The sequence below is a fragment of the Streptomyces sp. NPDC029044 genome (genome assembly GCF_040637495.1).
GTDB lineage: Bacteria > Actinomycetota > Actinomycetes > Streptomycetales > Streptomycetaceae > Streptomyces.
This window is the reverse complement of record NZ_JBEZWN010000040.1, coordinates 1-25,542: the sequence shown is the minus strand read 5'-3', so window position 1 is coordinate 25,542 and position 25,542 is coordinate 1. Positions and strand designations below refer to the sequence as shown.

General features: G+C 70.0%; 23 protein-coding genes. 8 read left to right on the top strand and 15 right to left on the bottom strand.

Translation table 11 applies throughout. From position 1 onward, the window contains the following. Nucleotides 1-51: 51 nt before the first annotated feature. The 3 genes from AB0E85_RS26990 to AB0E85_RS26980 all read right to left on the bottom strand — a co-directional run bounded on the left by AB0E85_RS26990 (nucleotide 52) and on the right by AB0E85_RS26980 (nucleotide 2,495). The gene (locus tag AB0E85_RS26990) at nucleotides 52-456 is read right to left on the bottom strand and encodes a type II toxin-antitoxin system PemK/MazF family toxin (RefSeq protein ID WP_361932109.1); all 405 of its coding nucleotides are present in this window, start codon (nucleotides 454-456) and stop codon (nucleotides 52-54) included. A 229-nt stretch (nucleotides 457-685) separates the two neighbouring features. Further along, nucleotides 686-1,348: a response regulator transcription factor gene (locus AB0E85_RS26985; RefSeq protein ID WP_361932107.1), complete on the bottom strand. Its 663-nt coding sequence runs from the start codon at nucleotides 1,346-1,348 to the stop codon at nucleotides 686-688. Next, on the bottom strand, nucleotides 1,323-2,495 hold the full coding sequence (locus tag AB0E85_RS26980) for a histidine kinase (RefSeq protein ID WP_361932104.1): 1,173 nt from the start codon (nucleotides 2,493-2,495) through the stop codon (nucleotides 1,323-1,325). Before AB0E85_RS26980 ends, AB0E85_RS26985 begins: the two co-directional genes overlap by 26 nt. Nucleotides 2,496-2,670: 175 nt before the next feature. Between AB0E85_RS26980 and AB0E85_RS26975 the strand changes: the two genes are divergently transcribed. Then, nucleotides 2,671-4,932 carry an MMPL family transporter gene (locus AB0E85_RS26975; RefSeq protein WP_361932102.1) on the top strand — a complete coding sequence of 754 codons (2,262 nt, stop codon included), beginning with the start codon at nucleotides 2,671-2,673 and terminating at the stop codon, nucleotides 4,930-4,932. Between the two features lie 113 nt (nucleotides 4,933-5,045). Further along, the gene (locus AB0E85_RS26970; protein ID WP_361932099.1) at nucleotides 5,046-5,546 is read left to right on the top strand and encodes a GNAT family N-acetyltransferase; all 501 of its coding nucleotides are present in this window, start codon (nucleotides 5,046-5,048) and stop codon (nucleotides 5,544-5,546) included. A gap of 4 nt (nucleotides 5,547-5,550) precedes the next feature. Here the strand turns inward: AB0E85_RS26970 and AB0E85_RS26965 are convergent, their stop codons facing one another. From AB0E85_RS26965 to AB0E85_RS26950, 4 genes are all read right to left on the bottom strand, one after another. Then, nucleotides 5,551-5,838 carry a transposase gene (locus tag AB0E85_RS26965; protein ID WP_361932097.1) on the bottom strand — a complete coding sequence of 96 codons (288 nt, stop codon included), beginning with the start codon at nucleotides 5,836-5,838 and terminating at the stop codon, nucleotides 5,551-5,553. Then, complete coding sequence (locus tag AB0E85_RS26960) at nucleotides 5,835-6,101, bottom strand: hypothetical protein (protein WP_361932095.1); 267 nt, start codon at nucleotides 6,099-6,101, stop codon at nucleotides 5,835-5,837. Before AB0E85_RS26960 ends, AB0E85_RS26965 begins: the two co-directional genes overlap by 4 nt. A 149-nt stretch (nucleotides 6,102-6,250) precedes the next feature. Next, nucleotides 6,251-7,195: a CU044_5270 family protein gene (locus AB0E85_RS26955; protein WP_361932092.1), complete on the bottom strand. Its 945-nt coding sequence runs from the start codon at nucleotides 7,193-7,195 to the stop codon at nucleotides 6,251-6,253. Continuing rightward, nucleotides 7,188-7,805 (bottom strand): RNA polymerase sigma factor, encoded by a 618-nt coding sequence (locus AB0E85_RS26950; protein WP_361932089.1) that lies wholly within the window; start codon nucleotides 7,803-7,805, stop codon nucleotides 7,188-7,190. Before AB0E85_RS26950 ends, AB0E85_RS26955 begins: the two co-directional genes overlap by 8 nt. Nucleotides 7,806-8,161: 356 nt before the next feature. Here AB0E85_RS26950 and AB0E85_RS26945 point away from each other — a divergent pair, with 356 nt between their 5' ends. Further along, on the top strand, nucleotides 8,162-8,419 hold the full coding sequence (locus tag AB0E85_RS26945; protein ID WP_361932086.1) for a hypothetical protein: 258 nt from the start codon (nucleotides 8,162-8,164) through the stop codon (nucleotides 8,417-8,419). A gap of 520 nt (nucleotides 8,420-8,939) precedes the next feature. On the opposite strand, the gene AB0E85_RS26940 is transcribed toward AB0E85_RS26945, so the two are convergent. Continuing rightward, complete coding sequence (locus AB0E85_RS26940) at nucleotides 8,940-9,353, bottom strand: peptidase inhibitor family I36 protein (protein ID WP_361932083.1); 414 nt, start codon at nucleotides 9,351-9,353, stop codon at nucleotides 8,940-8,942. A gap of 158 nt (nucleotides 9,354-9,511) precedes the next feature. Here AB0E85_RS26940 and AB0E85_RS26935 point away from each other — a divergent pair, with 158 nt between their 5' ends. Continuing rightward, complete coding sequence (locus AB0E85_RS26935) at nucleotides 9,512-10,531, top strand: LysR family transcriptional regulator (protein WP_361932079.1); 1,020 nt, start codon at nucleotides 9,512-9,514, stop codon at nucleotides 10,529-10,531. Nucleotides 10,532-10,923: 392 nt separating this feature from the next. Here the strand turns inward: AB0E85_RS26935 and AB0E85_RS26930 are convergent, their stop codons facing one another. The 4 genes from AB0E85_RS26930 to AB0E85_RS26915 all read right to left on the bottom strand — a co-directional run bounded on the left by AB0E85_RS26930 (nucleotide 10,924) and on the right by AB0E85_RS26915 (nucleotide 16,382). Further along, complete coding sequence (locus AB0E85_RS26930; RefSeq protein ID WP_361932217.1) at nucleotides 10,924-11,892, bottom strand: ATP-binding protein; 969 nt, start codon at nucleotides 11,890-11,892, stop codon at nucleotides 10,924-10,926. A gap of 74 nt (nucleotides 11,893-11,966) precedes the next feature. Beyond that, the gene (locus AB0E85_RS26925; protein ID WP_361932076.1) at nucleotides 11,967-14,072 is read right to left on the bottom strand and encodes a Mu transposase C-terminal domain-containing protein; all 2,106 of its coding nucleotides are present in this window, start codon (nucleotides 14,070-14,072) and stop codon (nucleotides 11,967-11,969) included. Then, nucleotides 14,069-14,878 carry a TnsA-like heteromeric transposase endonuclease subunit gene (locus AB0E85_RS26920; RefSeq protein ID WP_361932074.1) on the bottom strand — a complete coding sequence of 270 codons (810 nt, stop codon included), beginning with the start codon at nucleotides 14,876-14,878 and terminating at the stop codon, nucleotides 14,069-14,071. Before AB0E85_RS26920 ends, AB0E85_RS26925 begins: the two co-directional genes overlap by 4 nt. 109 nt (nucleotides 14,879-14,987) lie before the next feature. After that, entirely contained in the window at nucleotides 14,988-16,382 is a 1,395-nt protein-coding gene (locus AB0E85_RS26915; RefSeq protein ID WP_361932071.1) for a DNA-binding protein, read from the bottom strand. A 285-nt stretch (nucleotides 16,383-16,667) separates the two neighbouring features. On the opposite strand from AB0E85_RS26915, the gene AB0E85_RS26910 reads away from it, so the two are divergent. From AB0E85_RS26910 to AB0E85_RS26900, 3 genes are read left to right on the top strand one after another with little or no spacing between them, the layout of a single operon-like run. Further along, nucleotides 16,668-18,062, top strand: coding sequence for a 3'-5' exonuclease (locus AB0E85_RS26910; protein ID WP_361932068.1), 1,395 nt, complete (start codon nucleotides 16,668-16,670; stop codon nucleotides 18,060-18,062). Beyond that, complete coding sequence (locus tag AB0E85_RS26905) at nucleotides 18,059-18,745, top strand: DarT ssDNA thymidine ADP-ribosyltransferase family protein (RefSeq protein WP_361932065.1); 687 nt, start codon at nucleotides 18,059-18,061, stop codon at nucleotides 18,743-18,745. The genes AB0E85_RS26910 and AB0E85_RS26905 overlap by 4 nt, the downstream gene beginning before the upstream one ends. 17 nt (nucleotides 18,746-18,762) lie before the next feature. Further along, a complete protein-coding gene (locus AB0E85_RS26900; protein WP_361932062.1) occupies nucleotides 18,763-20,442 on the top strand; it encodes an ADP-ribosylglycohydrolase family protein in 1,680 nt (559 codons plus the stop codon). Here AB0E85_RS26900 and AB0E85_RS26895 read toward each other — a convergent pair. From AB0E85_RS26895 to AB0E85_RS26885, 3 genes are all read right to left on the bottom strand, one after another. Next, nucleotides 20,439-22,481 carry a helicase associated domain-containing protein gene (locus AB0E85_RS26895; protein ID WP_361932059.1) on the bottom strand — a complete coding sequence of 681 codons (2,043 nt, stop codon included), beginning with the start codon at nucleotides 22,479-22,481 and terminating at the stop codon, nucleotides 20,439-20,441. The two genes, AB0E85_RS26900 and AB0E85_RS26895, sit on opposite strands and share 4 nt — an antisense overlap. A gap of 73 nt (nucleotides 22,482-22,554) precedes the next feature. Then, nucleotides 22,555-23,298, bottom strand: a complete 744-nt coding sequence (locus AB0E85_RS26890; RefSeq protein ID WP_361932057.1) for a TniQ family protein — start codon at nucleotides 23,296-23,298, stop codon at nucleotides 22,555-22,557. A 216-nt stretch (nucleotides 23,299-23,514) separates the two neighbouring features. Then, complete coding sequence (locus AB0E85_RS26885; protein WP_361932054.1) at nucleotides 23,515-23,733, bottom strand: hypothetical protein; 219 nt, start codon at nucleotides 23,731-23,733, stop codon at nucleotides 23,515-23,517. A 136-nt stretch (nucleotides 23,734-23,869) separates the two neighbouring features. On the opposite strand from AB0E85_RS26885, the gene AB0E85_RS26880 reads away from it, so the two are divergent. Continuing rightward, nucleotides 23,870-25,297: an AAA family ATPase gene (locus AB0E85_RS26880; RefSeq protein WP_361932215.1), complete on the top strand. Its 1,428-nt coding sequence runs from the start codon at nucleotides 23,870-23,872 to the stop codon at nucleotides 25,295-25,297. The last annotated feature ends 245 nt before the right edge of the window (nucleotides 25,298-25,542 follow it).

The window sequence follows — 25,542 nt, the reverse complement described above, 5'->3', positions numbered from 1 at the left end:
TCATCTGGGCGAGATCGCCCACACCGACGGCGGCGTCCGTCCCTTGCCCGCTTACTCCAGTCCACCGAGGCGGAGGGCATCCTGCATCTGCCTGAGCTTCGCGGCTGCCGTCTCCGTCCACTCCTGCGGCTGTTCAGCAACACGGAGAGCGTCCTCAATCTCCCTGAGCTTCACGGAGGACAGCACGCCTGCCCGCTCGACCAGGTCGTCCCGGGAGACCATGGCCAGCCACGTGCACGGGGTGAAGCCTGGACGCGGGAGCGCGAACCGCAGCACGCCTTCAAAGGGCAGTCCTTCCGTGGCGCCCACGGCCACTTCGATGCCCAGACCGCTGATGTCGACGCCCGCCGGAGCGACGACCTGCATCGCCCGGAGCCCGAACGCCTCGTCTCCCGGCAGCAGCACGACCGGCCGTCGCTCATCAAACTCGACCCACCAGACTTCGCCGTGTCGCATATGTCCTCCTGGGTGCGCTCTGCGGTGAGAGCGCTGTGAAAACGGGTGCGGCCACCGTTGACCATAGGTCTTCTCTCGGTCCCGGGCTCCAGCCCTACCGGCGAAGAACCTTGAAGAAGACCACGGGCGCCTGCTGGGGTCGGGCGGGGGAGGCACGTGGAGCCGACGTGAGCCGACCGGTGCACCGACGTCCGGGCGGGGACTCATGCGACATGGCCCGGCCCCCGGCTCAGGTTCCGGGGAGGATACGGCGCGTTTCGTAGGCCCACATCGCGATCTCGACCCGGTTGCGGGCGCCGAGTTTGGCCATCAGGCTGGCCAGATGCGTCTTCACCGTACTGAGGCTGATGTGCAGTGCGTCGGCGATCTCGGTGTTGGTCAGCCCGCGCGCGACGGCGAGGAGCACCTGCTCCTCGCGGGCGGTGACGGGGGAGACCGGCTGGGCCACGGGCCGGCCGGCGGGCAGCTCCGCGAATGCCTGGAGCAGACGGACGGTGACGCTGGGCGCGATGAGCGCCTCACCGTCGGACGCCGACCGTACGGCCTGCGCCAGAAGGTCCGGTCCCGTGTCCTTGAGGAGGAATCCGCGTGCGCCGGCACGCAGTGCGCCGTAGACGTACTCGTCGAGGTCGAACGTGGTGATGACGACCACGGCCAGCGGGTCGGCGACGCCCGGGCCCGCGACCAGCCGGGTGGCCTCCAGCCCGTCGAGTACGGGCATGCGGATATCGAACAGACAGACGTCGGGGCGCAGTTCGCGGGCCTGCCGGACCGCCTCCCGCCCGTCGGCGGCCTCGCCGACCACCTCGATTCCGGGCTGGGCGTTCAGCATGATCCGCAACCCGGTGCGGATGATCGCCTGGTCGTCAGCGACGAGGACGCGAATGGACACCGCTCTCGCTCCTCGCTCTCGGCAGTTCGGCTTCGACATGCCAGCCCCGGTCGGTACCCGGGCCGACTCGTAGTGTGCCGCCGAGCAGGGTCGCGCGCTCGCGCAGTCCGGTAAGTCCGTATCCGTCGCGACCCCGGCCGGTACGCCGGCCGTTGTCGCGCACGCTCACCCGTACCGTGTGCCGTTCCGCGACGACCCGGACGACGAGCTCGGTCGCGTCGACCGCATGGCGCAGCGCGTTGGTCACCGACTCCTGCACGATCCGGTAGACGGCCGCGTCCACGGCCGGGGGCAGCGCGTCCAGTTCGCCGTCGAGCCCCAGGTCGACCCTGAGGCGGCCACCCGGGGTGCGCACCAGGCGCTCCAGATCCGCGACCCCGGCAGGGGGCGCCAGCTCGGCGCCGACCCCGCGGTCGCGCAGCGCGGCGACCATGGCGCGCATTTCCTCCAGCGTGCGCGCCCCTTCCTCCTCGACCCCCTCCAGCGCCGCGAGGGCGGCGGACGGGTCGGTGCCCGCGAGCACCCGGCCCGCCTGGGCGACGATCACCATGGCCGACACATGATGGGCCACCGTGTCGTGCAGTTCCCGGGCGAGCTGCTCGCGCTCGCGGGAGCGCACCTGCTCCACCTGCCGCTCGCGGGCGGTCACCCGGAACCGCACGGCAGCCCCGACCACGCCGGGCACCAGCAGGAAGACGATGCCCACGACATTTTCGACGACCGGGGTCTCGTCCGTGGCGGAACACAGCGCGCCGGCCGCGAGGGTCACCGCGCCGCCCAGCACGATCTCGCGTCCCGATCCCCACCGGGGCAGCGCGTACACCAGCACGAGCACGACCGCGCCGGTGTACAGGCCGAGAGGCTCGGGCGGTCCGGCGACGAACCAGGCCACCTGAAGCAGGACCACCGAGCCGAACGCCAGCGTCACCATCGCCAGTGGGCGGGTTCGGCGCCACAGGGGCAGCAGGCACAGCCATACGGCGAACACCACCGCCACCGGCCGCCACACGACGTCCTCGCGCAGGGTGGCCTCCAGCGCCACACCGGCAAGGCCCGCGGCGAGCAGCGCCCAGTCCCGCCACACCCGTGCGGGCGCGTCGGGCGGCCGGGGTTCGGTCCACAGGGTTCGCAGGTCGTCTCGGAGCACGGTTCTCAGCCTAGGGACCACGGCGTGCCGCGCATCGGCCGAAAGGACGGGTTGTCACTCCGCCCCGGGGCCGACGGATCCGCGGCCCGCGGGCCGATGTCGCGGAGCGCCGTGGCGACGAGCCTCGGCATCGGCGGCCGTACAAGGACGGCCGACGAGGTGGTTGGAGGACCCGATGCTCTCGAAAGCCCTGTTGCGCCTGGGCTCAGGCGCCGCCCGCCATCCCTGGCGGATGATCGCGGCATGGCTGGTCGTCGCCACACTCGCCGTCCTCGCCGCCGTCGCCTTCGGCGGGCGGATCGCGGACTCGATGACCGCTCCGGGACTGGATTCGGGGCGGGCCGCGGAACTGATCGAGCGGGCCGGCACCGGCCAGGAGGGGATGACCGCGCAAGTGGTCGTCACCCCCCTCGACGGCGCTGCGACGTTCTTCGACGACGACAGCGCGCGCACCGCTCTCACGCGGTTGCAGACCGAGGTGAAGCGGCTGCCGCACGTGCTCGGCACGAGCGACCCGGCGGGGGCGCTCGACGCACGCGGGGACACCGCCGTGCGCGGCGGCCTCGTCTCGGCCGACGGGCGGATCGCGGTCGTCCGGGTGCAGTACCCCGACCAGAGCCGGCTGTCGGCCGAAGACCTCGACGCCCTCGTCGGCCTCGGCGACCGGCTGCGCGACGAACTGCCCCTGCGCATCGAGATGGGCGGGAACCTCTTCTACGCCTTCTCCGACCCCGACGGCGGCGCGAGCGAGCTGATCGGCCTCCTCGCCGCGGCCGCGATCCTGTTCCTGGCGTTCGGTTCGCTCGTCGCCGCCGCGCTGCCGATCGGCATGGCGGTCTTCGGGCTGACCATCGGAGTTGCCACGATGACGGTACTGGCGGGGGTGACGGACGTCCCGACGTTCGCCCCCGTCCTGGGCAGCATGGTCGGGCTCGGAGTGGGCATCGACTACGCGCTGTTCGTGCTCGCCAGGCACCGGGAGTACCTCGCGGGCGGGCTCGATCCCCACGAGGCGGCGGGGCGAGCGGTGGCCACGGCGGGGAGGCCCGTGGTCTTCGCCGGCGGCGTAGTCGTCGTGTCGATCCTCGGCCTGGCGGTCGCGAACGTGCCGTTCATGACGGTGGGCGGACTCGCCGTCTCGATCGTCGTTCTGACCATGGTGGTCGCGTCGGTGACGCTTCTGCCGGCGTTCCTCGGCGCCGCCGGCCCCCGCCTTGCCCGGGCCGGCCGGATCGGCCGGGCTCTGCAGACCAGGAAGCCGGGCCGACTCGCACGGCGGCGGGACCCGGCGGCAGACGCCGTCCACGCTGCCGGGTGGCGGCGCTGGATCGGGCACGTCAGCCGGCACCCGGTGCCGTACGCGGTCGGCGCTGCGGGGCTGCTGCTGACCGCGACGCTGCCCGTGCTCGGCCTGCGCGTCGGCCTGCCCGACGACGGCTCACTGCCCGACAGCCGTACCGAGCGTCGTGCCTACGACCTCGTCGCCGAGGGGTTCGGCCCGGGCACCAACGGTCCCCTCGTCATCGCCGCGGACCCCGCCGGTGATCCGGGAGTGCTGGACCGACTCGTCGGGGCGGTCGCGGCGGATCCGGGCATCGCATCCGTCGCGCCGACGCACATCGACCGGGCCACCGGCATCGCGACCCTCGTGGTGTTTCCGACCACCAGCCCTCAGGACAAGGCCACGGCCGACACCATCGCCCGGCTGCGCACCGACAGGCTGCCCACGGCGATCGGACACGGCCCGGCCAAGGCCCACGTCGGCGGCGCCGCCGCGAGCCTGTCCGATGTGGGCCAACGCACCAGCCAACGCCTGCCGGTGTTCGTCGCCGCCGTGCTGGCGATGTCGTTCCTGCTGCTGATGCTGGTCTTCCGCTCGATACTCGTACCGCTCAAGGCGGTACTGCTGAACCTGCTGAGCATCGGCGCGGCCTACGGCATCATGGTCGCGGTCTTCCAGTGGGGCTGGGGAGGCGCACTCATCGGACTGGAAGCGACGGTTCCGATCGTGTCGTTCATCCCGATGTTCCTCTTCGCCATCCTGTTCGGCCTGTCGATGGACTACGAGGTGTTCCTCCTCTCCCGCGTACGCGAGGAGTACTTGCGTACCGGCGCCAACGGCGCGGCGATCGTCGAGGGCCTCTCGCGCACCGCTCGGATCATCACCTCGGCCGCCCTCATCATGGTGGCGGTCTTCCTGTCCTTCGCCGTCGCCGAGGACCCCTCCACCAAGATGTTCGGGCTCGGCCTGGCCACCGCGATCTTCATCGACGCCACGGTCGTACGCATGGTGCTGGTGCCGGCGACCATGACACTCCTCGGCCGGACCAACTGGTGGCTGCCGCAGTGGCTGGACCGGATGCTTCCCCGCGGCCCACTCGGCACCGACGACACCGACGCGGAATGCACGAGTGGCACCGCTTCCACGGCTGGTTGACCGTTGACCCAGCTCCTGCCCGCACTTGGCGTCCGGCACCTCGACGCGTCCCATAGGGCGTGTGCCGAAAGCGTCCGTGGAGAGCCCGGCGCCACTCGTGTGATGCTGGCGTCATGAATCATCACCGCGAGATCGCTATCGTCCGCTGGCCAGGCCAAACTCCTCCGATCGAGGACGGCCTGGCCGCGCTGCTGGCCGCCTACCATCTGCGTACGGAGGCCGAGAAGGGCGCATCGGTAGCCGACGTGCATGGGCTGCCGGACCGCTACCGGGCAGAGATCACCGACCCCCGGACCGCGTTCGCCGGCGATGTCGTACTGGTGGCTCTCCTGGACGACACCGTCGTGGGGTGCCTGGTGGTGACCTCCCCGAACAACGGGCAGTCGGAGATCAAGAGGCTCTGGACCGACCCGGAGTCCCGTGGCCGTGGCGTTGCCTCGGCCTTGCTCGGCGCCGCGCTCACCCAAGCTGCGGAGCACGGGGTGCACACGGTCCGGCTTTCGGTGTGGGAATGGCGAACCGGGGCCATCGCTCTGTACGAACAGCTCGGCTTCACCACCACCCAATCGTGGGATGAGCGGAAGCAGTTGGTGTGCATGCAGCGCTCCCTCTGAGTGGTCACAGCCATTCGTTGACGGCCGCGACGAGGACGATCGCCTCATAGCGGACCGCGAGCTTGTCGTACCCAGTGGCGACGGCACGGTGCCGCTCAAGGCGGTTGCTACCGCACTCGACCGCGTGACGCTCGCGGTAGTCGACCGGGTCGAAGTGCGGCGGCCGGCCGCCGCGGGAGCCCAGCTTCTGGCGGTTACGCGCTGGGTCGGCCTTGCGCGGGATAGTGCAGCGGATGCCCCGACGACGCAGGTAGGCGCGGTTCTTTCGGGAGGCGTAACTGACCGAGCTCACCGGCGGCGGCCGCGGCCACCAGCCGGCTCCTGGTCCACCGCGCCCGACACGTCCCGCTCGGCCAGCAGACTGCATACGGAGACCCAGAACCCGGCTGGGACGGCCCTGGCCTCGTGCACCGACACCGCGCCGTCGGCCAACTCCTGCTCGTCGACCCCGCCGCCCGCGTTCCCGGCACCTCCGTCCTTCTCGGCGGGGACTCGGCCAGCGGGGTGTGCCGTCCTCCCTCCCCCCGCCGGCCGGCGGCCCAGCACTGCTCGCAACCGCCGTCGCACCGTCCTCCTCAGTTGACGATCTCCGACTTCGCGGTCGGCCGTCACGTGTTCCTCCAGCGGTACACCGTCGACCCCGGCCACATGACCGAAGCGTCGCCGGGGGTCGAGCGGTGCGGGGGCTCGTTGCACGGCGTCGCTCAGGGGCGTTGCCCCACCCGGTCCACCACACCGTGGGCCGCCACGTACGACCACTGCTCGTAGGTCGTGGCTGCGCGCTTCCCCTTGCGCTGGTCGCGCATGCCCAGGTACTGGTACGTCTTCGCGTCGAAGATCAGCACCTGTTCACCGTCCGCCCAGGGGGTTCCCGGCGGACCCACGTACTGGATGCCGACGCCGGCGCGGCCGTCCACGTCGGTCCGGCCGGGCAGCACCTTGACTCCCGGGACGGTGGCGAGGGCCTCGAAGGCGGCGGGGCGCAGCCCCTTCGGCAGGACGGGGGCCCGGAGCAGGCCGGAGAGGAAGGTGTGGACCTGCGGCCAATCGTCGGCCTTCATCGGCCGACCGTAGTCCGGCTTCCCGGTCACGTCGCGCAGAGCGATCGACAGCCTGTCAGGCTCGGTGGGCAGCTGCTTCAGCTGCGACCACCTGCGCGGCGGCCAACTGCGCTGACCCGGCTTGTCCGGCGGGACCCACTGAGTGTGACCCAACTCGCTGACGTAGGACTTCTTGGAGCCGTCGACCGAGTTCCAGCTCTCGTCGACGTACGTCCTGGTCCGGCCTCCTCCGACCGGGGTTTCCTCGATGATCTCCTTGGTGTAGAGGAACTGGTCGTCGCGCGGCGCGATCGGCCTTTCGAGCCTGCGTTCCTCGGCGGCCGCCCCTCGCAGCACGGTGGCCGCGCTGACCGTCCGGGTGCGAGGCGGGGGCCCGGTGTTCTCGGCGACCACCACAGTGGTGATGACCGTTGCCGCGGCAACGGTCGCCACCGCGACCCGCAGCAGCGGACGGCGGCGAACGACCGTGGGGGCGACTGCGGGAGCCCGCATCGCCTGATACAGGCGGAAGCGGGCACGGGCGCGGACGGCGTCCGTGAGAGGAGGTGCCTCCGCGTCCAACTCCTTCACGAACTCGAGTTCATTCATCGTCAGATTCCTCTCGAAGAGTGGTGGGATCGGACCCACCCAATGCCTCGCGGACCTTTCTGCGTGCCCTGTGCAGCCGTGACCGGACAGTCCCCACCGGCACCCCAAGCGCGCGTGCGGCCTCCTCGTAGCCGAGGTCGGCCCAGGCGACCAGCAGCAGCACGTCCCGGTGCCGGGCGGGCAACCGGGCCACGGCGCGGGCGAGTTCGCGGCTGACCGCCTGCGCGCTGACCCGGGCCACCACCCGGTCCGCGAGCATCTCTTCGGCTTGGTCGCCGGGTGCGGACGAAGGCAGCTGCCCGAGCGCCTTCAGACGCCTGGCCTCGGCGCGCCGGTGGCGGCCCACGAGGTTGGTCGTGATGCCGAACAGCCACGGGCGGGCGCTGGCCAGCGCCGTGTCGTACCGGAAACGCAACTGGAATGCGGTGGTGAAGGTCTCTGCCATCACGTCCTCGGCCGCCTCCGCACCCAGCCGACGCGCCGCGTACCGGTACACGGAGTCGGCATGACGGTCGAAGAGCACGGCGAAGGCCTCGGGTTCATCCCACGACCGTTGCACCACCGAGGCGTCACTGTCCTGCCCCACCCTGACGCCTGGTTCGACGGTCATCGGGGCTCCTTTCATCGATTCACCGCTTCGAAATACTGTGCTCTCACCGGTACTTCGCCGCCCGCGGCGATCCGGTTCCCCATGTCGCGACCGCGCGTGCCGGAGCAGGGGCGGGCCTCATACGGCGGCGAGTGGCCGGCCCGCCTTCGGGCGCGGCGTTTCGTCGGCCGCGGCGTGCTGGGTGACCTGAGCGTGGACGCCGATCGAGGGTCCCCTGAGAACACGAGCCGGGCAGAGGCCGTCGACGTCGCGCTCTGCACCACCGCGTCCATCGATGTGGTGGTGCGCAAAGGGGGGCAACCGTCACGGCCCGGCACCAGTCGAACCCTGCGAGGTGCTCAAAGGGGGAGACCGGAATGGCACAGTCGGACAGGGCACGGCGGTGGGCTCGGTGGCTGGCGGCTCACCGGTGGTGGCAGCACGGGCTGCGGTGGCTGCTGATGGCCGTTTTCACGGCGATCGTCGTCACCATCGCCCACTTCGCCGGACTGCCCCAGTGGACGCTGATGATCGGCATATTTCTCATGCTGGCGATGGACGACGCGGTGGCCTGCTACGTGAAGCGGTGGTCCGCCGAACCGGGCCGTCCCGGCGGTGAAGAGGTGTCCGCCTGACCCCGGTTCGTTCGTCGTCTCGGTGACCGAGAGCCGGCTTCCGTCGGGAGCCAGACTGTAGCCGACGCCGCCGGCCATGTCGTGGACGGCCGTCCGGTCGGGTTCGCAGGTCCGCGGGTATGCGCGCAGATCCAGGACCGCCGCGGCCGCGACTGCCGACCTTCAGCAACGGGCGGCCGGCGAGGACATCAGCAGTCCGCGGACGGCAGCAGGTGGAGCGGCACCGACTGGCCGGCCACCGGGATCCTGACATCCGTCAGGACCATGTGCCTCGCACCCCCGCGTACTCTGCGGCGGGCAACGGAGTGACGAGGAACACGGGGGGACAGGGGGAGTCATGAGACGCATGCGCGCCGCCCCGGGGCGGTCGCACGGTGCCGGTTCACCGGCGGTACCAGCCGCCGGGACGAGGCCCGAGGGCGGCGGGGGCCCCGGGCGCACACACCGCGGTCCCGAAGCTCGCGACTTCGGGACCGCGGCTGCCGACTGCGCCCGGAGTCGGCCCTCGTGCAGGGCGGGGTCAGCAGGGGCGGGCGAACCAGATGGGGGCGTAGTCCCACGACGGGGTGGCCGTCCCCGGGGAGATGGAGAGGTTCACGGTCCAGTTCCGGTTGTAGAGGGTGCCGACGGCCCCTCCGGTCTGGTTGTTGGCGACGGACCCGAAGCCGTTCCAGTTGTAGAGGTTGTAGGTGCCGCAGTTGTACAGCGGGAACATCGTTCCGCTGTAGTCCCTGCCCGTGTACAGGCACAGGTTGCCCCGCGGGCAGTCACTCGGATTCCCGGTGGCCGGGACGCCTCGTACTCCGCCGACGGTGGCGCCGTTGTTGTTCGTGGACGCCGCGCCGGCGGGTGTGGTGGCCATGCCGAGTCCGACGGTGGCCAGCGCCGTGACGGTGGCAGCGGTCAGTGCCCTCTTGATGCCTCGACGGTTCATCGGTCTTCCTCCCCGTGGGATGAGCGCGAGACCCCGCGGACTGCGGGGCGCGGATTCTCGCATGCGGTCGAAGTGACGTCCCGATCCTGCGGTCGCCGACGGCCGCGCGGTAGCGGAACGACTGTGCCAAGGAGTGCCAGAACGATGAGGTGTTGTGCATGAGTGCCGGTCGGAGCGTCGAGGGCGCCGTCGCGACCCGCATCGGGACCGCGGCGGCTTCACACCGTGACCCCACCACGCATCTGTTGCGGCTGTTCCTGACGGTCGCCGACGAGTTGCATTTCGGTCGGGCCGCCGCCCGGCTGTACATCACGCAGTCGGCACTGAGCCGGCAGATCCGCACGCTGGAGCAGCACCTCGGTGTCGCCCTGTTCGAACGGGACAGCCGTACCGTGTCCTTGACCCCGGCCGGCCGGGACCTCCTGCCCCGTTGCCGGGCCGCGGTGGAGGCGATGGCGCAGGTGCGGAGCGCCGCGGCGTCGCACCGCCGCAGAGTCGGCGGGCAGTTGGTGCTCGGGGCCATCGGCGCCGAGGCGTCGATGCCGTACGCCCATGCCGTTCTCACGGAACTGCGTGGCCGGCACCCCGACATCACGGTCACGGTACGCAGCCTCGGTTTCGCCGCGCAGTTCCGCTCCGTCATCTGCGGAGAGGTGGACGCGGCGTTTCTGTGGCCGCCGCTGCCGACCGGGCTCCAGGGCCTGGCGCTGTCGACCGAACGGCGAGTGGTGTGTCTGCCCGCCGACGACCCGCTCGCCCGCTCGTCGCGCCGCTCCCCGCTCCGGCTCGCGCGGCTGGCTCGGCATCCCGTGGCGGACGTCCCTGCGGGCGTGCCTCGCGTGTGGTGGGACGGTTGGGCTGTGAACCCCCGCCCGGACGGCACAGCGGTGCGGCTCGGACCGGTCGTCGATGACATCGAGGCGATGTTGCACACCGTGGCCCGGGGGCAGGCCATCGCCTTCGTCCCGGCGGCGTTCCGCCGGCTCTACCCACGGCCCGGCGTGAGCTACGCGGACGTGGCCGACCTTCCGCCGGTCACCGCGGTGCTGGCCTGGTCGCCCGCACGCCGCGACCTGCCCGTGGTCGCAGGCCTGCGCCAGGTGGCCCATGATGTCGTGCACGCGCATACGCCCGCGTCGACCGGCGCGCATGTGTCCTCCGCGGGCGCTACCGCCTGAGTGGCCGACCAGGGGCCCGGTCGTCGCAGACGAGCACGCGGATCGGTGACAGCACATCGCTCACTGCTACGCGGCCGGTGTCACGCGGGGGTCTCACACCAGAAACGTCAGAGCCGTCACGGCGCACAGGGCAAGCAGCGGACGCCGCACGCGAACCGCGCTGACGCTCGGAGGGGGGCTTGTTGGTGTATTGCGGGCTTGCTGGCCTGGTGTGTTGTGGGTTCGTTGAGAGAGGCCGGGTGCACAGGTTCAGCGGGCAGTTCGGGGGGTGAGCTGGGGTTGTGTCATGTGCGCTGAGTGGGACCGGGCTCGTTGTGGGTTTCGCCAGCGTGTAAAGGCTCGGTTGGTGTTTGTGCTGGTCAGCGCTGTTTTTCCTGGTCGGTGGGAAGGGGTTAGCGGCTGCGGGTGGGGCGCCTGTGTTGTTCGGCGAGGTGGTCGAGCTGTACCGCGTCGAGGGCAGCTTTTGTGATGCGTTCGGTGCCGTCGTGGATGGCGATGATGGCTGTTTGGCGGATGAGGCGGGTGAGGGATCCGATGCGGCCGGCGGTGCGCTGGTGGAGGTAAGCAGCGTGGCGGGGGAGGGTGCCGGGTTTGTGTTGTTCGAGGTCGAGGGCGTTCTCGATGTCGGTGATGACGTCGCGGAAGGGTTGGCGCGTGCCGTGGCGGGCGGGGAGGGGGCCGCAGGTGATGAGGGTGGCTCGTCCGGCGAGTTGAGCGCCCCGTGTCCCGCTGAAGAGGGGGGTGTCGGTGACGTTGATGCCAGCGTAGACGAAGGTGGCGGCCAGGCGTTCGGTGAGGTCTTTGAGCAGGTCGGCGGCTTGGGCGCCGGTGGTGGTGCGGGGGTTGAGGCGGTGGATCTCGTCGATGAGGACGAGTTGGACGCCCGCGGCGGTGTAGGTGTGGCAGACGGCGTCGGTGATCTGGGTCTGGGTCATGCGGGTGGCCACGGGGATGCCGAGGTAGCGGGCGAATTCGGTGATGAGGGTTTTCGCGGTGGCGCCGGGCGGGACCAGGACGTACGCCACGGGTGCTGCGGCGTGGGCTGATCCGGGCGGGGGCGGGTTTTTGCGGATGTGGGCGAGGTGGCAGGTGCGGCCGACGTTCAGCAAGGCGGTGGTTTTCCCGGCTGCAGCGGGTCCGGTGACGATGAGGGAGGGTCGTGCGGTGGTCTGCTGGTGGCGGCCGAGGATCATCAGGGTGCGGACCTGGGTGGCGAGCTGGCTGATGGCGGGGGTGCGGATGGTGACGAAGGCGGAGTGGTAGGCCAGGCGTTCTTCGGTGCTGCGGGGTGGGTCGTCGGGCTGGGGCGGGGTGGGCGGGTCGGTGGTGGCGAAGCGCTGCCAGCCCTGCCAGGTGGTCAGGGGCCAGGACGGCTCGGCCGCATCACTGTCGCCGGCGCCGACTGGTGTGCTGCCCGCACTCTGCGGGTTCGGGTTCACCATCTGTCGGCTTCCTCGTGTGCGTCGTAGAGCCCGAATCCGGTGGCAGGGGCGGGGCTGAAGTCGCCGTCGGGCGCGTCGTCGAGATCGTCGATGCTGTCGTCCTCGCCGTGCTGCGCCGACTCGCCGGTGGTGGGGTTGGTGTCGTGCTGCGGATGTCGGGCGGCGGGGATCGGCGCTGTGGTGGCGCGGGCGACGAGAGCTTGTTCCGCCTTGGTGGCGTGACCGGTGGTCACGCGGCGCATGAGCTGGTCGAGGGCGTCGGCGAGGCCGGCTTCGTAGTGCTCGGCATCATCGCGGTTGCCGTGCACGGCGAGGGTGCGGATGTGCTGCCAAGTGTGGTCGTTGAACGGCTGGTGGACGTGGTCGCGGTGGATCCAGGGGATCTCGGTGAGGTCACCGTCGGGGAGGCGGATCCAGATCTGGCGGACGTCGTGGGGGTTGTAGTGGATCTCCCATTTGCCGCCTCGGCCGGCGACGGGGGAGGGCTGGCCGCGGTAGGGGGCGAGGAGGTCCGCGTCGTAGGTGCGGTGGTGGATGCGGATGCCGGAGGCGGTGATGGCCTGCCAGCGCACGGGCAGCAGTTCGAGGTAGTCGCGGCCGGTGAGCGGGACGGGGACGTGTCCGGCGACGGCGACGAGCGCGGCCCACATCTGGTTCGGTGTGAGGGCTTTGCGGGGCATCATCGGGTGGCGCAGGCCTTCGTGGGGGCGGTGGTGGTAGTGCACCAGCCACTCATCAAGCAGGTCTTGGAGCTGAGCGACGCTGTAGCAGGCGTCTTTCTCGGTGTCGGGGCCGCGGCGGGTGACGTCGGATCCGGTGTAGCCGGGCAGGTGCTGGCAGAACAGCACGTTGATGGTGCCGAAGGTCCGCTCGACGATGCCTTTGGCGGTGGGGGCGCGGGGCGGGGCGGGCTGGACGCTGATGCCGAGGTGCTCGCAGGCGGCGGTGAAAGCGGCGGAGACGAAGACTTTGCCGCGGTCGACGACGATCGTCTCGGGCAGGACGACGGGCCGGGCCGCCGCGCCGGCCAGGCGCTCGTCCAGCGCGGCCAGCCGCTGGTGGGGGAGTGCGGGAGCGTGGTCCATGCGCAGGATGTCCGGCCAGGTCGGCCGGGCGGGGTGCGGGACGGCCATCTCCGCCAGCAGCAGGGCGGCGTCAACGGCTTTGGTTGCGCTGGGGCACAGCACGGCGGCGAGGACGGCGCGGGTGGCGACGTCGACGGCGATGGTGAGCTCGGGCCGGGCCAGGCGCCCGTCGTCGAAGAGGGCGAGAACGTCCAGGCGGGTGGTGTCGACCTGGACCTGCTCGCCGGGCCGCAGCGCCGTGGCAGGGGTGAAGGCCCGTCCGTCGAAGCTCGCGGGGGTCTGACGGACGGGCCCGGAGGGCAGTTCGCCGGGCCGGGCCAGGGCGGTGACCAGGCGGTACAGCGTGGCCTGCGACGGCGCGGGCACGGTGCCGGGGCCGTGCCGCTCTTCAAGGATCTGGTTGATCAGCGGGAAGAGGCCGTTGATGGTGCCCTTGGAGCGGCCGCGGCGGCGGCGCAGCGCTTCGCGGACGGCGGCGACGACTCGTTCGTCGGCCCGCCCGGTGGGACTGGGGGTGCGCGTGGTGCGGTGGTCGAGGAGCCCCCACAGGCCTTGTTTGCGGTAGGCCAGCCGCATGCGCTGCACCGTGGTGCGTGAGACGCGGCCGAAGCCCAGCGCGGTGAGCTCCTCGGCCTTGGCCTGCTCACGCTGGGCCAGCGTGTGCTGTTCGGGGTCGTACTGCGGCCGTAGGGCCCCTTCGCTGCCGGGCCCGCCGGGCAGCCCGCATTCGACTTCCCTGACGTGCCGCTGCCAGGCCAGTGCCTTCTCGCGCGCCGCGGCGGGAGCGGTCTCGAACAGGCCCCACTGCGGAGCTGCTTGGGGCACGTCGGCCCCGATGACGGTGAAGCCGGGGTCAGCGAAGAGGTGCCCGGCGAGCACGGCCTCACCGCCGCCGTCCGGGCCGACGAGGTGGATGTCCTGCCCAGCCAGGGCGACCACCTGCCACTTCACGCCGCGGAAGCGGATGTGCGCCCCGACCCTGACCGCCGGGCGGGCATTGTACCGCGCGCTCATCCGGCACTTCCCGTCCTGTTCGGGACTTCCCCGTCCCAGGGGCCGACCAGGACACGCTCGTGCAGCGGCGTGTCCAGGCAGGCTGTCAGATGTCCGTGCCACAGGGCGTGGAAGACCACGGGGAGGACCTCGACTGGGTCACCGGCCGCGATGGCGCCTTCGAGCAGCGGCCGTGGCCGCGTGAACGCCTGAAGGACCGCGGGCATCAGACCGAGGCGGCCGGCGTTACGTAGATGGCGGTAGCCGGCCAGCCACTTCAGGTTCGCCGCCGCTACCTCGTCCAGCGGGGCGAGCCGCCGGTAGGTCCAGCCGATGTGCGCGCACGCCTGCGCCACCGCTTGGGCGGCTTTCACCGCCCGCTCGCCCCCGGCCTCCGGGTGGCTGGGGCAGTCCGCGAGCAGCGCGGTGCCGTCGGCACGGCGGGCGAAAAGCTGCGGCACCCAGGAACGCACCTGCCCGCGGGGATTACGCCACAGCAGCCGCACCGGCCGCCCCGCCAGGCCTGTCACGTCCGGGTCGCGGTCCAGGACCATCAGCTGGACACGCATCGCGTTCGACCCCGCGGCTACGTGCCGCTCGGTGGTCGCCGACCACCACAGGCCCGGCCCCCAGCGTCGCCCCGGGACCACAGGGAACGCCGACACCGGCGGCAAGTCCTCGAACGCCACGGTCATGGCGGCATCCGCCCACCGCTGCTGGACCGCCTGCCCCACCGGGTCGAGGAACACCGCCTCGAACCCGCTGCCCTTGTCCACGGCCGCTCGCCCTGCCCGGCTTTGGTGCCGGGCCGCTCCTGTGCTGGTCACCCGCGCCAGCCAAGCCGCTCCCGCCGGCACAGGCTCCCGTTTTCAGTATTTCTGCCACGAACGAGTGCCGTATCAGCTAACAGCCGACCCGCCCGTCGACGCATCGCTCTCAGCCGCCGTTCTCCTGCCTTCCCGCCGTCAGCATCTGGCTGAGCACCTCAACGGGCATGTCCACCCACCGGGCCACCTCCTGAAGCGGCACCCCGCCGTTCACCGCCGCCACCGCAGTCCGCTTCCAGGCCGCCTCGATCAGGCCCGCACTGTGACCGAGCCCGCGCAGCAGCCGCCGGGCGACCTCGGCGGTCGAACCGGTCTGCACCCCGCGCAGCTGCAGCAGCTGCTCCTCGGCGCTCTCGATAGCGCTGGTGATCAGCCTGCGCTGCTCGGCGGGCACCGCAGCCCGCCACCTCGTCCCCGAACCGGGCGCCTTCTTCTCCTTGCCCAGCACCCGCAGCTGCCCGGCCATGGTCGAGCTCTGGTGTTCCTGCCGCAGCCACCACGGGTCGTTGTCGTACCCGGGCGGCCCGCCGGCGCCGCGGCGAAGGCGGATGACGCTGCCCATCCACGCGATGAGCGGCCCGCCGTGGTCCGTCGCGGCCAGCGGCCCCAGCCATCCCCGTCCCAGCCGCTCACCGAGCCTGCGGCAGAACATCCCGTCGGCGGGAAGCGCCCGCGGCCGCCCGGCACCGCTGTCGGCCCACACCAGCTCGGCCATGGCCGGGTCCAGCAGTGCGTCGGCCACCGCCACCACCTCCGGGAAGACGACCGCGTCCCGCCCCACGATCCGCCACCGCTCCAGATCACCACCTGCATCCCCGCCCGCGACCTGATGCAGGCGCCGCGGCCAGATCGTCTCCCGCTCCCACTGCAGGGCCTGCTCCCACCACCGGGCCACCACCGCCTGCGCCAGCGCGAACACCCGCTCCGGCTCCGCACCGGCCCGCACCGCCCGCCGCGCCACCGAGGCCCACCGCCGCTGCGCCGCCACCACCTCCGGCAGCCCACGCAGATCGAGGTGCTCCAGCGGCTGGTTGGCGTCCGCGTCCAGCAGCCACCGCCCATGCCGAACACACGCCCGCTCCCACCGCGGCGCGTACCGCACCACCCGGAGAGCCGTCCCCGTGCGCTGGGCCGTGCACAGCCGGCAGCCGAACGCCACCGGACCGGCCACCGCGCCACCGATCCGCCACAGCCCCACCGGATCGCCATCCTCGGCGCGCAGCTTGGTGTCCCCTTCTTCCCAGGACGGTAACGCCAGTGCCAGCACGTCTTCCTCGACACCGCACATGCCTGCCAGGAGCTGGCGTCCGGCTGCGTTCAGCAGCACCTCGGCGTCGGCCCGTGCGCCTCCACCCTCGTGCCCAGGCTGGTAGTTGCGCCACTTCCAGCACGCCCGCAGCACCTTCGCTTCCATCCCGTAGCGGCTGGCGATGCGGCAGATCAGCGACGAGGTCGTCTCCCTCCGCAAGGGAGCGGTCCGCCGGAGGCCGAGGTTAAGGATCACTCCACCACGGTCTCGTGTTCACCGTTCCGGGCGGGCGTTTTCGCAACGACTGCGCAGTGGATAAATCAAACCGGATCCGCACGGAGCCGCACCACGCCCGGTCGATCAATCCGGTGATCGGAGGGGAGGCGCCCCTTGACACCCATCACTCGAATGGGTGACGGGTGTGCTGCTATCCGAAATTGTGCGACAGACTGCCTGTCCGATCTTCAACCCGGCTGGTGGCCTTCACTTCTAACATGGCCTCAGGTTCGGGGGAGCGAGTCTTGGGGAGGGACCGCGCGGATGAAGGTTCTCAGGCCGACGCAGCCGACGAGCGAGCAGCTCACGGTGATCAACAATCACAAGCCGGGGGTGTTCGTCGTACGGGGCGCCGCAGGCAGCGGCAAGACCACGACCGCCCTGTACCGGCTGAAGTTCACTGTCGGTTTCTGGCAGCGTCGTCGCCGTGACGGCTTCATCAGCGGCCCCGTCCGCGTCCTGGTTCTCACCTACAACCGCACGTTGCGTGGCTACATCGAGGAACTCACCCAGGAGCAGCTCAAGGGCAATGACGTCGAGCTGACGATCTCCACTTTCGCGAAGTGGGCCACCGATCGCGTGGCCTACGAGCGGATCCTTCAGGACCGGGAGAGCAGCCGGAAGCTGGACGCCCTCGCCGAGCCTCTGCCGTTGTCCGCCGACTTCGTACGTTCCGAAGTGGACTATGTCCTGGGCCGCTTCATGCCCGACCACCTGGACGAGTACATCGAGTGCGAACGCCAGGGCCGCGGCCGCTCCCCGCGGATGCCGGCCTCGCTGCGCCGCCGGCTGCTGGAAGAGGTGATCTACCCCTTCCAGGAGTGGAAGAAGCAGCAGCAGGCCTGGGACTGGTCTGACCTGGCGAATGCCATGGCGGCCAAGCGCGCCGACGACCCCTACCACGTGGTCGTGGTCGACGAGGCTCAGGACTTCTCCGCCAACCAGGTCCGGGCCGTACTCAACCACCTCACCGACGAGCACACGCTCACCTTCGTCCTCGACGCTGCTCAGCGCATCTATCCGCAGCGCTTCACCTGGAGCGAGGTCGGCCTGAGCGTGGGCTCGCACAACAGCAAGCTGTTGTCCAAGAACTTCCGCAACACCCGGCAGATCGCCGCCTTCGCCGCCCCGCTGCTCAAAGACGTGGAGACAACGGACGACGCCGCGATCCCCGACCTCACCTCCTGCAAAGAAGAGGGCGACAAGCCTTTGCTGGTCCAGGGCACCTTCACCCAGCAGATGGACCATGTGGTGCAGTTCCTCAATGATCTCGGACCCGACAACGACGAGTCCGTCGCCATCCTTCATGCCAAGGGCTGGTTCGGCGAGGTCAAGAACCGTCTGAACGCCGCCGGACTGGCCTACGTGGAACTCACCCGCAACGCCGAGTGGCCGACGGGACCGGTGAACGTCGCACTGTCGACCATGCACTCCGCCAAGGGGCTGGAGTTCGACCACGTGATCATCGTCGGACTCAACAGCGAAGTCATGCCCCACGCCACCGAACCCGGGGACAGCGAACGAGACGCCCACCTGCGCCTGCTGGCTATGTCTGCCGGACGCGCCCGCAAGACGCTGACCATCACCTACAAGCCCTCCGAAGCAAGCGATCTCATCGCCTGCATGGACCCGGACACCTACGAGGTGAAAGCCGTATGACCGCGGCAGAGCCGATCCCGGGCATACCGGATGGCCAAGGACAGGATGAGGACATCAGCGCCCTCATCCAGGAGCGCAAGATCAGCGAAGTGGTGCACTTCACGACAAACCGGGGCTTGCTGGGCATACTTCTGCAACGAGAATGCAAGGCTCGGGCGCTTCTGTCAGAGGACGAGTATCTCGAGAGCATCTACCACGAAAACACCAAGTGGCGCCGCGAGGACCCAAAATACTGGCGGTACGTGAACCTCAGCATCAGCGAACCCAACCACAGCTTCCTGCGGATCAGCAGCCAGAAGTGGTGGGCGAACGAGGACCTATTCTGGGCAGTCCTCAGCTTCGATCCCGTCATCATGACGCACCCAGGCGTCCTTTTCGCCCCAGGCAACATGGGATACGAGGGCATCACACCCGTGAAGGGACTGCCTGGAGCCCAAGCTCTCTTCGCCGACCGCGTCCCCTACGGCTTCGGCAAGAACACGCCGCCACGCGGCAACCGCGAGCCTCACCTGCCCACGAACCCGCAAGCCGAGGTGCTCTACCCGCAGGCCGTCTCCACCCGACACCTGCAGCACATCTGCGTCCTCACCGACGAAGACGCAGCGAAGGCTGAGGCCATTGTCAGTGTCAGCGGACATGATGAGGTCGACATCATTGTCGACCCGGTCACGTTCGGCAGGTAAGGACTACGGTGAGCGCCATGCAATGGGAGGCAGTACGCGCCTCGGCCCAGTGGGCTGCGTACGGAGACGCACTCGGCTTCATCACCGAACTGACCGACACCGCCGGCGTACGTCGCCGCATCGGACAGGACGAGGTCACCACCACCGTCCCCTGGAAGAGGCGCATCGGAGGACGCTACGGGCGCGACATGCCCCTTCCTGCAGGTGCGTATTCCGACGACACTCAGCTGCGCCTTGCCACCTCACGTGCCATCCGCGGGGACGGGGAGTTCGACGCCGAGGCCTTCGCGAAGATCGAAGTCGTTGCTTGGCAGGCTTATGCCCTCGGTGCCGGCCGCGGGACCAAAGCGGCAGCCACCGGTTTGATGCGGGTCGAGGCCAAGTGGTCGCAGAACATCTTCGCCACCAAAGCCGCCCGCTACGTCGACATCGGCGGCAACGGGGCAGCCATGCGTATCCAGCCCCACGTCTGGTCCGCGCGAGACCTCGCCAACTGGGACAACATCACCCGCGACGTCGTACGCAACGCAGTCAGCACTCACGGACACCCGCGAGGCATCCTCGGCGCCGTCCTGCACGCCGTCCTGCTGGCCCACACCCTGGACACCAATGAGATTCCCGGCCCAAAGCAGTGGCGCCCCGCGGTCGACTGGCTGGAGCGGGTACCGGACGTCATTGCAAAGGACGACGAACTCGCGTACCTCTGGCTACCCACCTGGACCAACGCCGCTGGCACCGACTTCCAGTCAGCCGCCCTCACCGTCGCGGACGAATGCCGCACAGCCTTCGAAGCTGTTGACTCCACAACACCTCTTACCCCGGAGGCCTACGCGGCCCTGGTAGAGCGGCTGGGCGGCTTTGACGGCGCCACGCGCGGATCAGGCACAGTCACCACTGTGCTTGCCGCGGTGCTCGCACACGCTCACGCCAGTTCACCAGAAGCTGCGCTGCTCCTGGCCGCCAACACCCTCGGTTCGGACACGGACACCATCGCCACGATGGCCGGCGCTCTCCTCGGCGCTGTCACAGCAGCTCCCCCACCCGGTGCCGTACAGGACGCTGACGCCATCGACTCCGAAGCACGCCGCATGTGGGATATCTCCCGAGGACGCCAAGCCGCCACGTTCGCCTACCCAGACCTTCTGCGCTGGAGTCCGCCCAAGGCCACGCTCGATCTCGTAGGCCACACGCCAATGGGGCCAGCATTGGCCGGTCTGGGGCCCCTTACGCCTACTGACACACCGTCAGCGAGTAACCAGGCCACATACGTGTGGGGTACTTTGCCGTTCGGCCAGAGCGTCCTTGTCCGCGCCAGGCCGGATCTCAGGCCACTGGATGAGAACCTGCTCCCGGGGGAAGTGCGACCACCGCGGGGTCGGCAAGCTGCAGACGCCCCGAAAGAGCAGCAACTCCTCTTCGAAGCTCCGGTGCAGGCTGCCGCATCCGCCGATCAAAGGCCTGCCCTGGCCGGAACTGCGCCTGGTGCCGTGAGCGAGCGTGCCCACCGGCACGCACCACCGTCCATTGAGGAGATCGTTCAAGAGTTGGCGAGAAACGGGTTCACTCCCGAGCAGGTAGGCCGGGCGCTACTTCACCAGATCCGAGGTGGTCGGTACGGCGTTGAACGGGCCGCTGCGTTCGCTGGACTCCTAGCCCGTGCCTATCACAGCGAGCAGGAGCGCCCTCGCGGAAACTAGAGCTGCCTGCCCATGCTGATGCCGAGGTTGGCCAGGAGCTGCTGCTGGTCAGGGTGTAGGAGCGGCCATGCCTGGCGCTGGGCGGTGATCCATCGTGTGGCGCGTGGGGTGTCGGGGTGGGTGCGGGTGTGGTGGTAGGAGTACTGCCATCGCATCGGCCAGGGTGGGTTCCACCACGGGTCCAGGCTGGCCAGGATCCGGGCTTGAGGTGACGTGCCGTTCCTTTTGCGGGCGCGTTGGCGGTGTTCGGCCAGCCACCGCCCGATTGGGAACCCCTCGTGTTCCTCGCCAGCGTGTGGGGCGAGGTGTCCGTGCTGGGCCGTGTAGGAGCGGGCGTGGGCGACGTCGGTGTCGAAGCGCGGTGTGGTGGTTAGTCGGCGGGAGTCACGGGGGCCGACCCGCGCCCGGGCAGCTTCGAGGGTGATGCCGATAGCGGTGAGTAGGTGCTGCTGATCGGGGTGGAGGCTGGTGTAGAGGGTGCACTGGCGCTTGACCCAGATACCCAGGGCATCCTTCCCGACGGGGAGACCGCCCACCGTGTCGGCTCCACGGCCGGCACGCATGCAGTCGCGGGCGCGGTAGTAGTTGCGCTGCCAGTGCAGGTCCCACGGCGGGTTCCACCACGGATCGATCGCGGCCAGTTTGACGAGGTGTGGTGAGGCGGGCTGGCCTTTCCGGGTGCGCTGCTTGGCGCGGTTGCGCTGGCTGAACAGCCACATTCCGAGCGCGAATCCGTTCTGCCGTGTTTCGCGTGGAACGGCCAAGTGCCCGTGGACGTCGGCCCATGCCCGGGCGTGCTCCAGCGCCCTCTCGAACCCAGCACGGTGGTCGGGGCGCTGTCCGAGCCGGGGAGCCCCCAGCGGCCTCTGCTGCGCGACCGCGGGAAGGCCTCCCACCGCTGGTGCACCTTCCTCATCACCTTGTGGGCCACCAGGGGCCCGCACGGGTGCAACAGAGGCACTGGCCGTGGCGCCGGGTGCCACGGCGGTGGCCGGCTCAGGCTTCAGACCGAGCTGGTCGAGGAGATCGTGTTGGCCCGGCAGGAGGAGGTGGTAGCGGCGCTGCTGGATGCGCAGCCATTCCTGCGCCGGTCTGTCCATCAGCGGAAAGCCCGCCGCCAGCTCCCCGCCTCCCGTCTGTTGGAGCTGCTGGCGCGCGTGCTCGTAGGAACGCTGCCAGCACAAGTGCCAGGGCGGCCGCCACCACGGGTCGATCCGCGCCAGAGCTTCGGCACGGTCTGGCGACAGCACCCCGCGCCCCATCTGGCCGCGCCTGTCGGAAAGCCACCTGCCCAGTGGGTAGTCCTCGTGCACGGTGCTGACACTGACTCCCGCCAAGCTTCCATGTTCCGAAGCCCAGTCCCGGGCATGGGCGAGCGCCTCCTGCTCCCCGTCGCGCTGACTGCGACGCCGGGGCCGGGCATCCCGAGCCGCTGCGGCATCGATGCCCAGCCGTGCAAGGAGCCGTTGCTGCTCGGGATGCAGATCCGGATACCGGGTGCACTGCAGGTACAGCCACTCGCCCAGGCTGAGGCCGGTACCGGGAAATCCTCCCCGCGCGTCCAACGGGCTCTGTTCCGCGACGTGGCACCTGGCCTGGTGGTAGGTGCGCTGCCACAGGGTCGGCCACGGCGTGTCCCAGTACGGGTCCAGTGCACACAGCGCGGCGCTGCGCCAGGCAGGCATCCCCAGACGGAGTATGCGCTGGTTGGTCATCCACGCCCCCAGAGGAAAGCCGTCCTGGAGCGTGTCCGCCCGCGTGGCCAGATGCCCCTGCGCAGCCGCGTAGGCCCGGGCACGAGTCAGGCCCGCTTCGAACGCCTCGTCGGCCTGGCGGCTGTGCCCGCGCCGCCGTTTGAGGGGCAGCGCCTCTGCGGCTTCACCGCCGGCCACCTCCTGCATGTGCTGGGCGAGTTCGTCAGCCAAGGGACGAGGCCGGTGCGCGGGATGGACCTTCCACAGCAACCGCTGCCCGTCGCCATCGGGCACTTCCGCCGCCTTGCTGCACTGGTGCGCCCAGGCGAACAGCGGTCCGTCCATGCACGATTTCAGGCGATCAGTGAGCCAAGGCCGCCCCAGACAGCGCGCCAGCTCACTGACGAGCACGGGGAGGTCACCCAGGCAGAAAGGGAGGTGGCCGCGCACCTGGGTACGGCGCCTCATCGTCTGGTCTACCAACATCCCGGCGACGGCCACCGTCTCCGGATAGGTGACCAAGCCGCGGGCCAGGACCCGCCATCGCCCGGGCTCCTCGCCCTCGGGAACCGTCGCGCACAGCCTCGCCGGCCACGTAGTTCTGCGCCCACCACCAGTCTGTGACCGCCGCAGCAACCTCGAACGCCGAAGCAGCTACGGGGGAGCGGCGCAGCAGCCTGCGGTGATCCTCCTGCCCTTGGACCACCTCCGGGCATTTGGCCAGCCCGATGACACGGCCTCCGCTGCCAGGCACGCTCATCAGCCAGCGCCGGTGGCGTGGGCAGACTCGCTGGTGCGCTGCCAGGTACACCCGGGCTGGTGCCACGCGACCGGTCCGCGCAGCCACACAGCCCGGGCACGCCGGACCCCAGGCAGCAACCGTCTCCACCCCGTTGGCGAGCCGCGCCGCCGGCCTCTCCTTCGAGGGGCCCAGCGGCTCCTCCCGCGTCCAGGCCGGCAACGCACGGCGCAAGCCCACCTGCGGCACACGACACAGTGCCGCGACCCGGTCCCGGGCCGAGGCGTTCAAGAACACCTCACTGTCGCCCCGCAGAGCCCCGACGACGTCCTGCTGGCCAGCCACTTCGGTAACCGCCGACAGCAGACTCCGCACCGTCAGGCCGTACCTGTCCGCGATCCGCCCCAGGAACGACAGCGTCATCTCACCCTGTAGGGGAGCCACCCGAAAGGCACCCGCGGCCAGCAACAGTTTCCCCACCCATCCCGTGGCTTGTGACAAAGATCGTGCTTCGGCTCAGACGAGCTGTGACTGAGCGGCACGGTTGGCCAGTGTGGCCGACTGGAGCACTCGCCGGGCCGCGACGAGATCAGCCGCCCCGAGCCGGCCTGTGTGCCTCACCCGAGGGCAGCCGATTGGTCAGCCGCGGACGTGGATGCAAATGCGCACGGTTCCTCCGATGGCTGCCGCCGCAGCGCCGAGCCCGAGGACCGTACCGAGATAGCCGGCGTTGTCGGTGAGGGCGAGCACGATTACAGCCGCGACCGTGGCCAGGAGAGTCAGCGCGGTGATCCACTGCAGCGCCTTCTCCATGCGGCTCGAATGCGCCGGTGCTGAATCATGGTCGAGCGAAGTCATTGTGGTTTTCCTTTGCGAGTCAACCGATGGCGGAGCTCAGCCTTGTCCGGCCGGGGCGGGCCGGGCCAGCAGTCCGGGTTGTCCGGCGGATGGGCCCGGACGGGGTTCCGGCACGGCAGCATGGTCCTGGCTGTTGATGCAGGCGGGGGAGGAAGGCAAGGCGATGAACGGAGCGGGAACGAAATGGGGGCCGTTGTCAGGACCGAGTGCCGCGCACAACGAAGTGGCCCAGCTGTTGCGGTCGTGGCTCGACCAGGTCGGCTGCACCGTGCCCGCCTTGATCGACCGGTTTACCCCGGAGCACTTCGGCGACGGTGCCCCGCCGCGACGCACTGCAACTTATGAGCGCCTCGCGGGCAGGGGCCTGACGTGGGAATTCATCGAGGCCGTTGTGGATGTCACCACGGACAACGCCGCACTGCAGGAACGGCGTCTGGCCGAAGTCCGCGCCCCCTGGGACGCGGCCTGCCAGAGGGCGGTCTCTCGCCGCGAGCTGGTGGACAGCCATCTGGCGCTCCGGGCACTCGATCTCGCCGAGCAGCTGCGCCAGGCAGAGCAGCGTGAGGCAGCGCTGCTGGCGGAGCGGGACCGCATGCGGCAGGTGGCACGGGCCCTGCTGATGATCTGTGAGCGGATCCGGCAACGAGTGGATGATCTGAGGCTGGCTCAGGCCCGGGGACAGCTGGCAGAGGGAGATTCGTCGGTGCTGGCATGGAAGCACCGGCTGCAGGAGAGCGAGTGGCAACAGGTCGTTGCCGAGATGGAGCGGGACCGTGCCCAGCGCATGCTGGTGGAGTGGTCGCGGTACGTCGCCGATCTCAGCCGTTCCCTGCTGCCAGGAGGCCGCCCCGGCGAGCCGCAGCCGACCATCGCGAGGGCAAGTGCTCCGCCAGCTCTCGATCTTCAGGATGGTGAGCTTGCCGACGTCGACCGCATGTTGGGCCTGACGGGGCAAGAGGTCGAGATTGCGGGAGAGATCCTCGACGGCTTCTCCGACGAGTTCGCCCACCAGAACGGCACAGGGGAGGGATTCCTGCAGTCGGTGCGGCTGGTCGGCGGGCAGCACGTTGGGCTGTCCTCCTTGCCGATCATCCGAAGCTTGCAAAAGGGGGTTTCGTTCCACTCCGGGATCACTGTCTTGGCGGGCCCGAACGGCTCGGGGAAGTCGGCCGTTCTGGAAGCACTGGCACTGCTGACACACTGCCGCTTCAGCAACGGCGGCCTGCCGCATGGGCTTAGTTCACTCAGCCGTGTGATCGCCGGAGGGCTGGAGGCGCGGTGGTCCACCTCGCGGGAGCCGGAGAGCCGCCTGTTCGTGTCATACCTGGGCACCTCCCCCGAGGGCTCGGATGCGCTTCTTGAAGGTATGGACGGGCCAAACCGGCTGTTTCTGCTCGATGAGCCGGAGGCTGGCCTGCACCCGGAGGCCAGCGCCCGGCAAGTGCAGTGGATGTACGAGAGGGTCGAGCAGGGCTGTCAGTTCGTAATTGCGACGCACAGCATGACCCTCGCGTCGCTGTCGCGGGCCCGGATCATTCGTTTCCGCCCGGAGAGACCCCCATAGGCCGAGCTCGCCGCACTCCGCCTTCTGGCTCCAGCCGGTTTGCTGCGCGTCCAGCAAGGTGCCGATGCTGCGGGCGGTTCGCCGAGATGCGGTGCTCAGAACGGCCAGGTGAAGCACTAAGTGGCCAAATCAAGCGCTCAGTCACACGAGTGTGACTGAGCGCTTTACTTGGCGGATGAGCGGTTGAGTTGGCGAACTGAGCACCCGCGCGTGGGGACGCCTGGCAAGCCGAAGCGCTCAGTCAC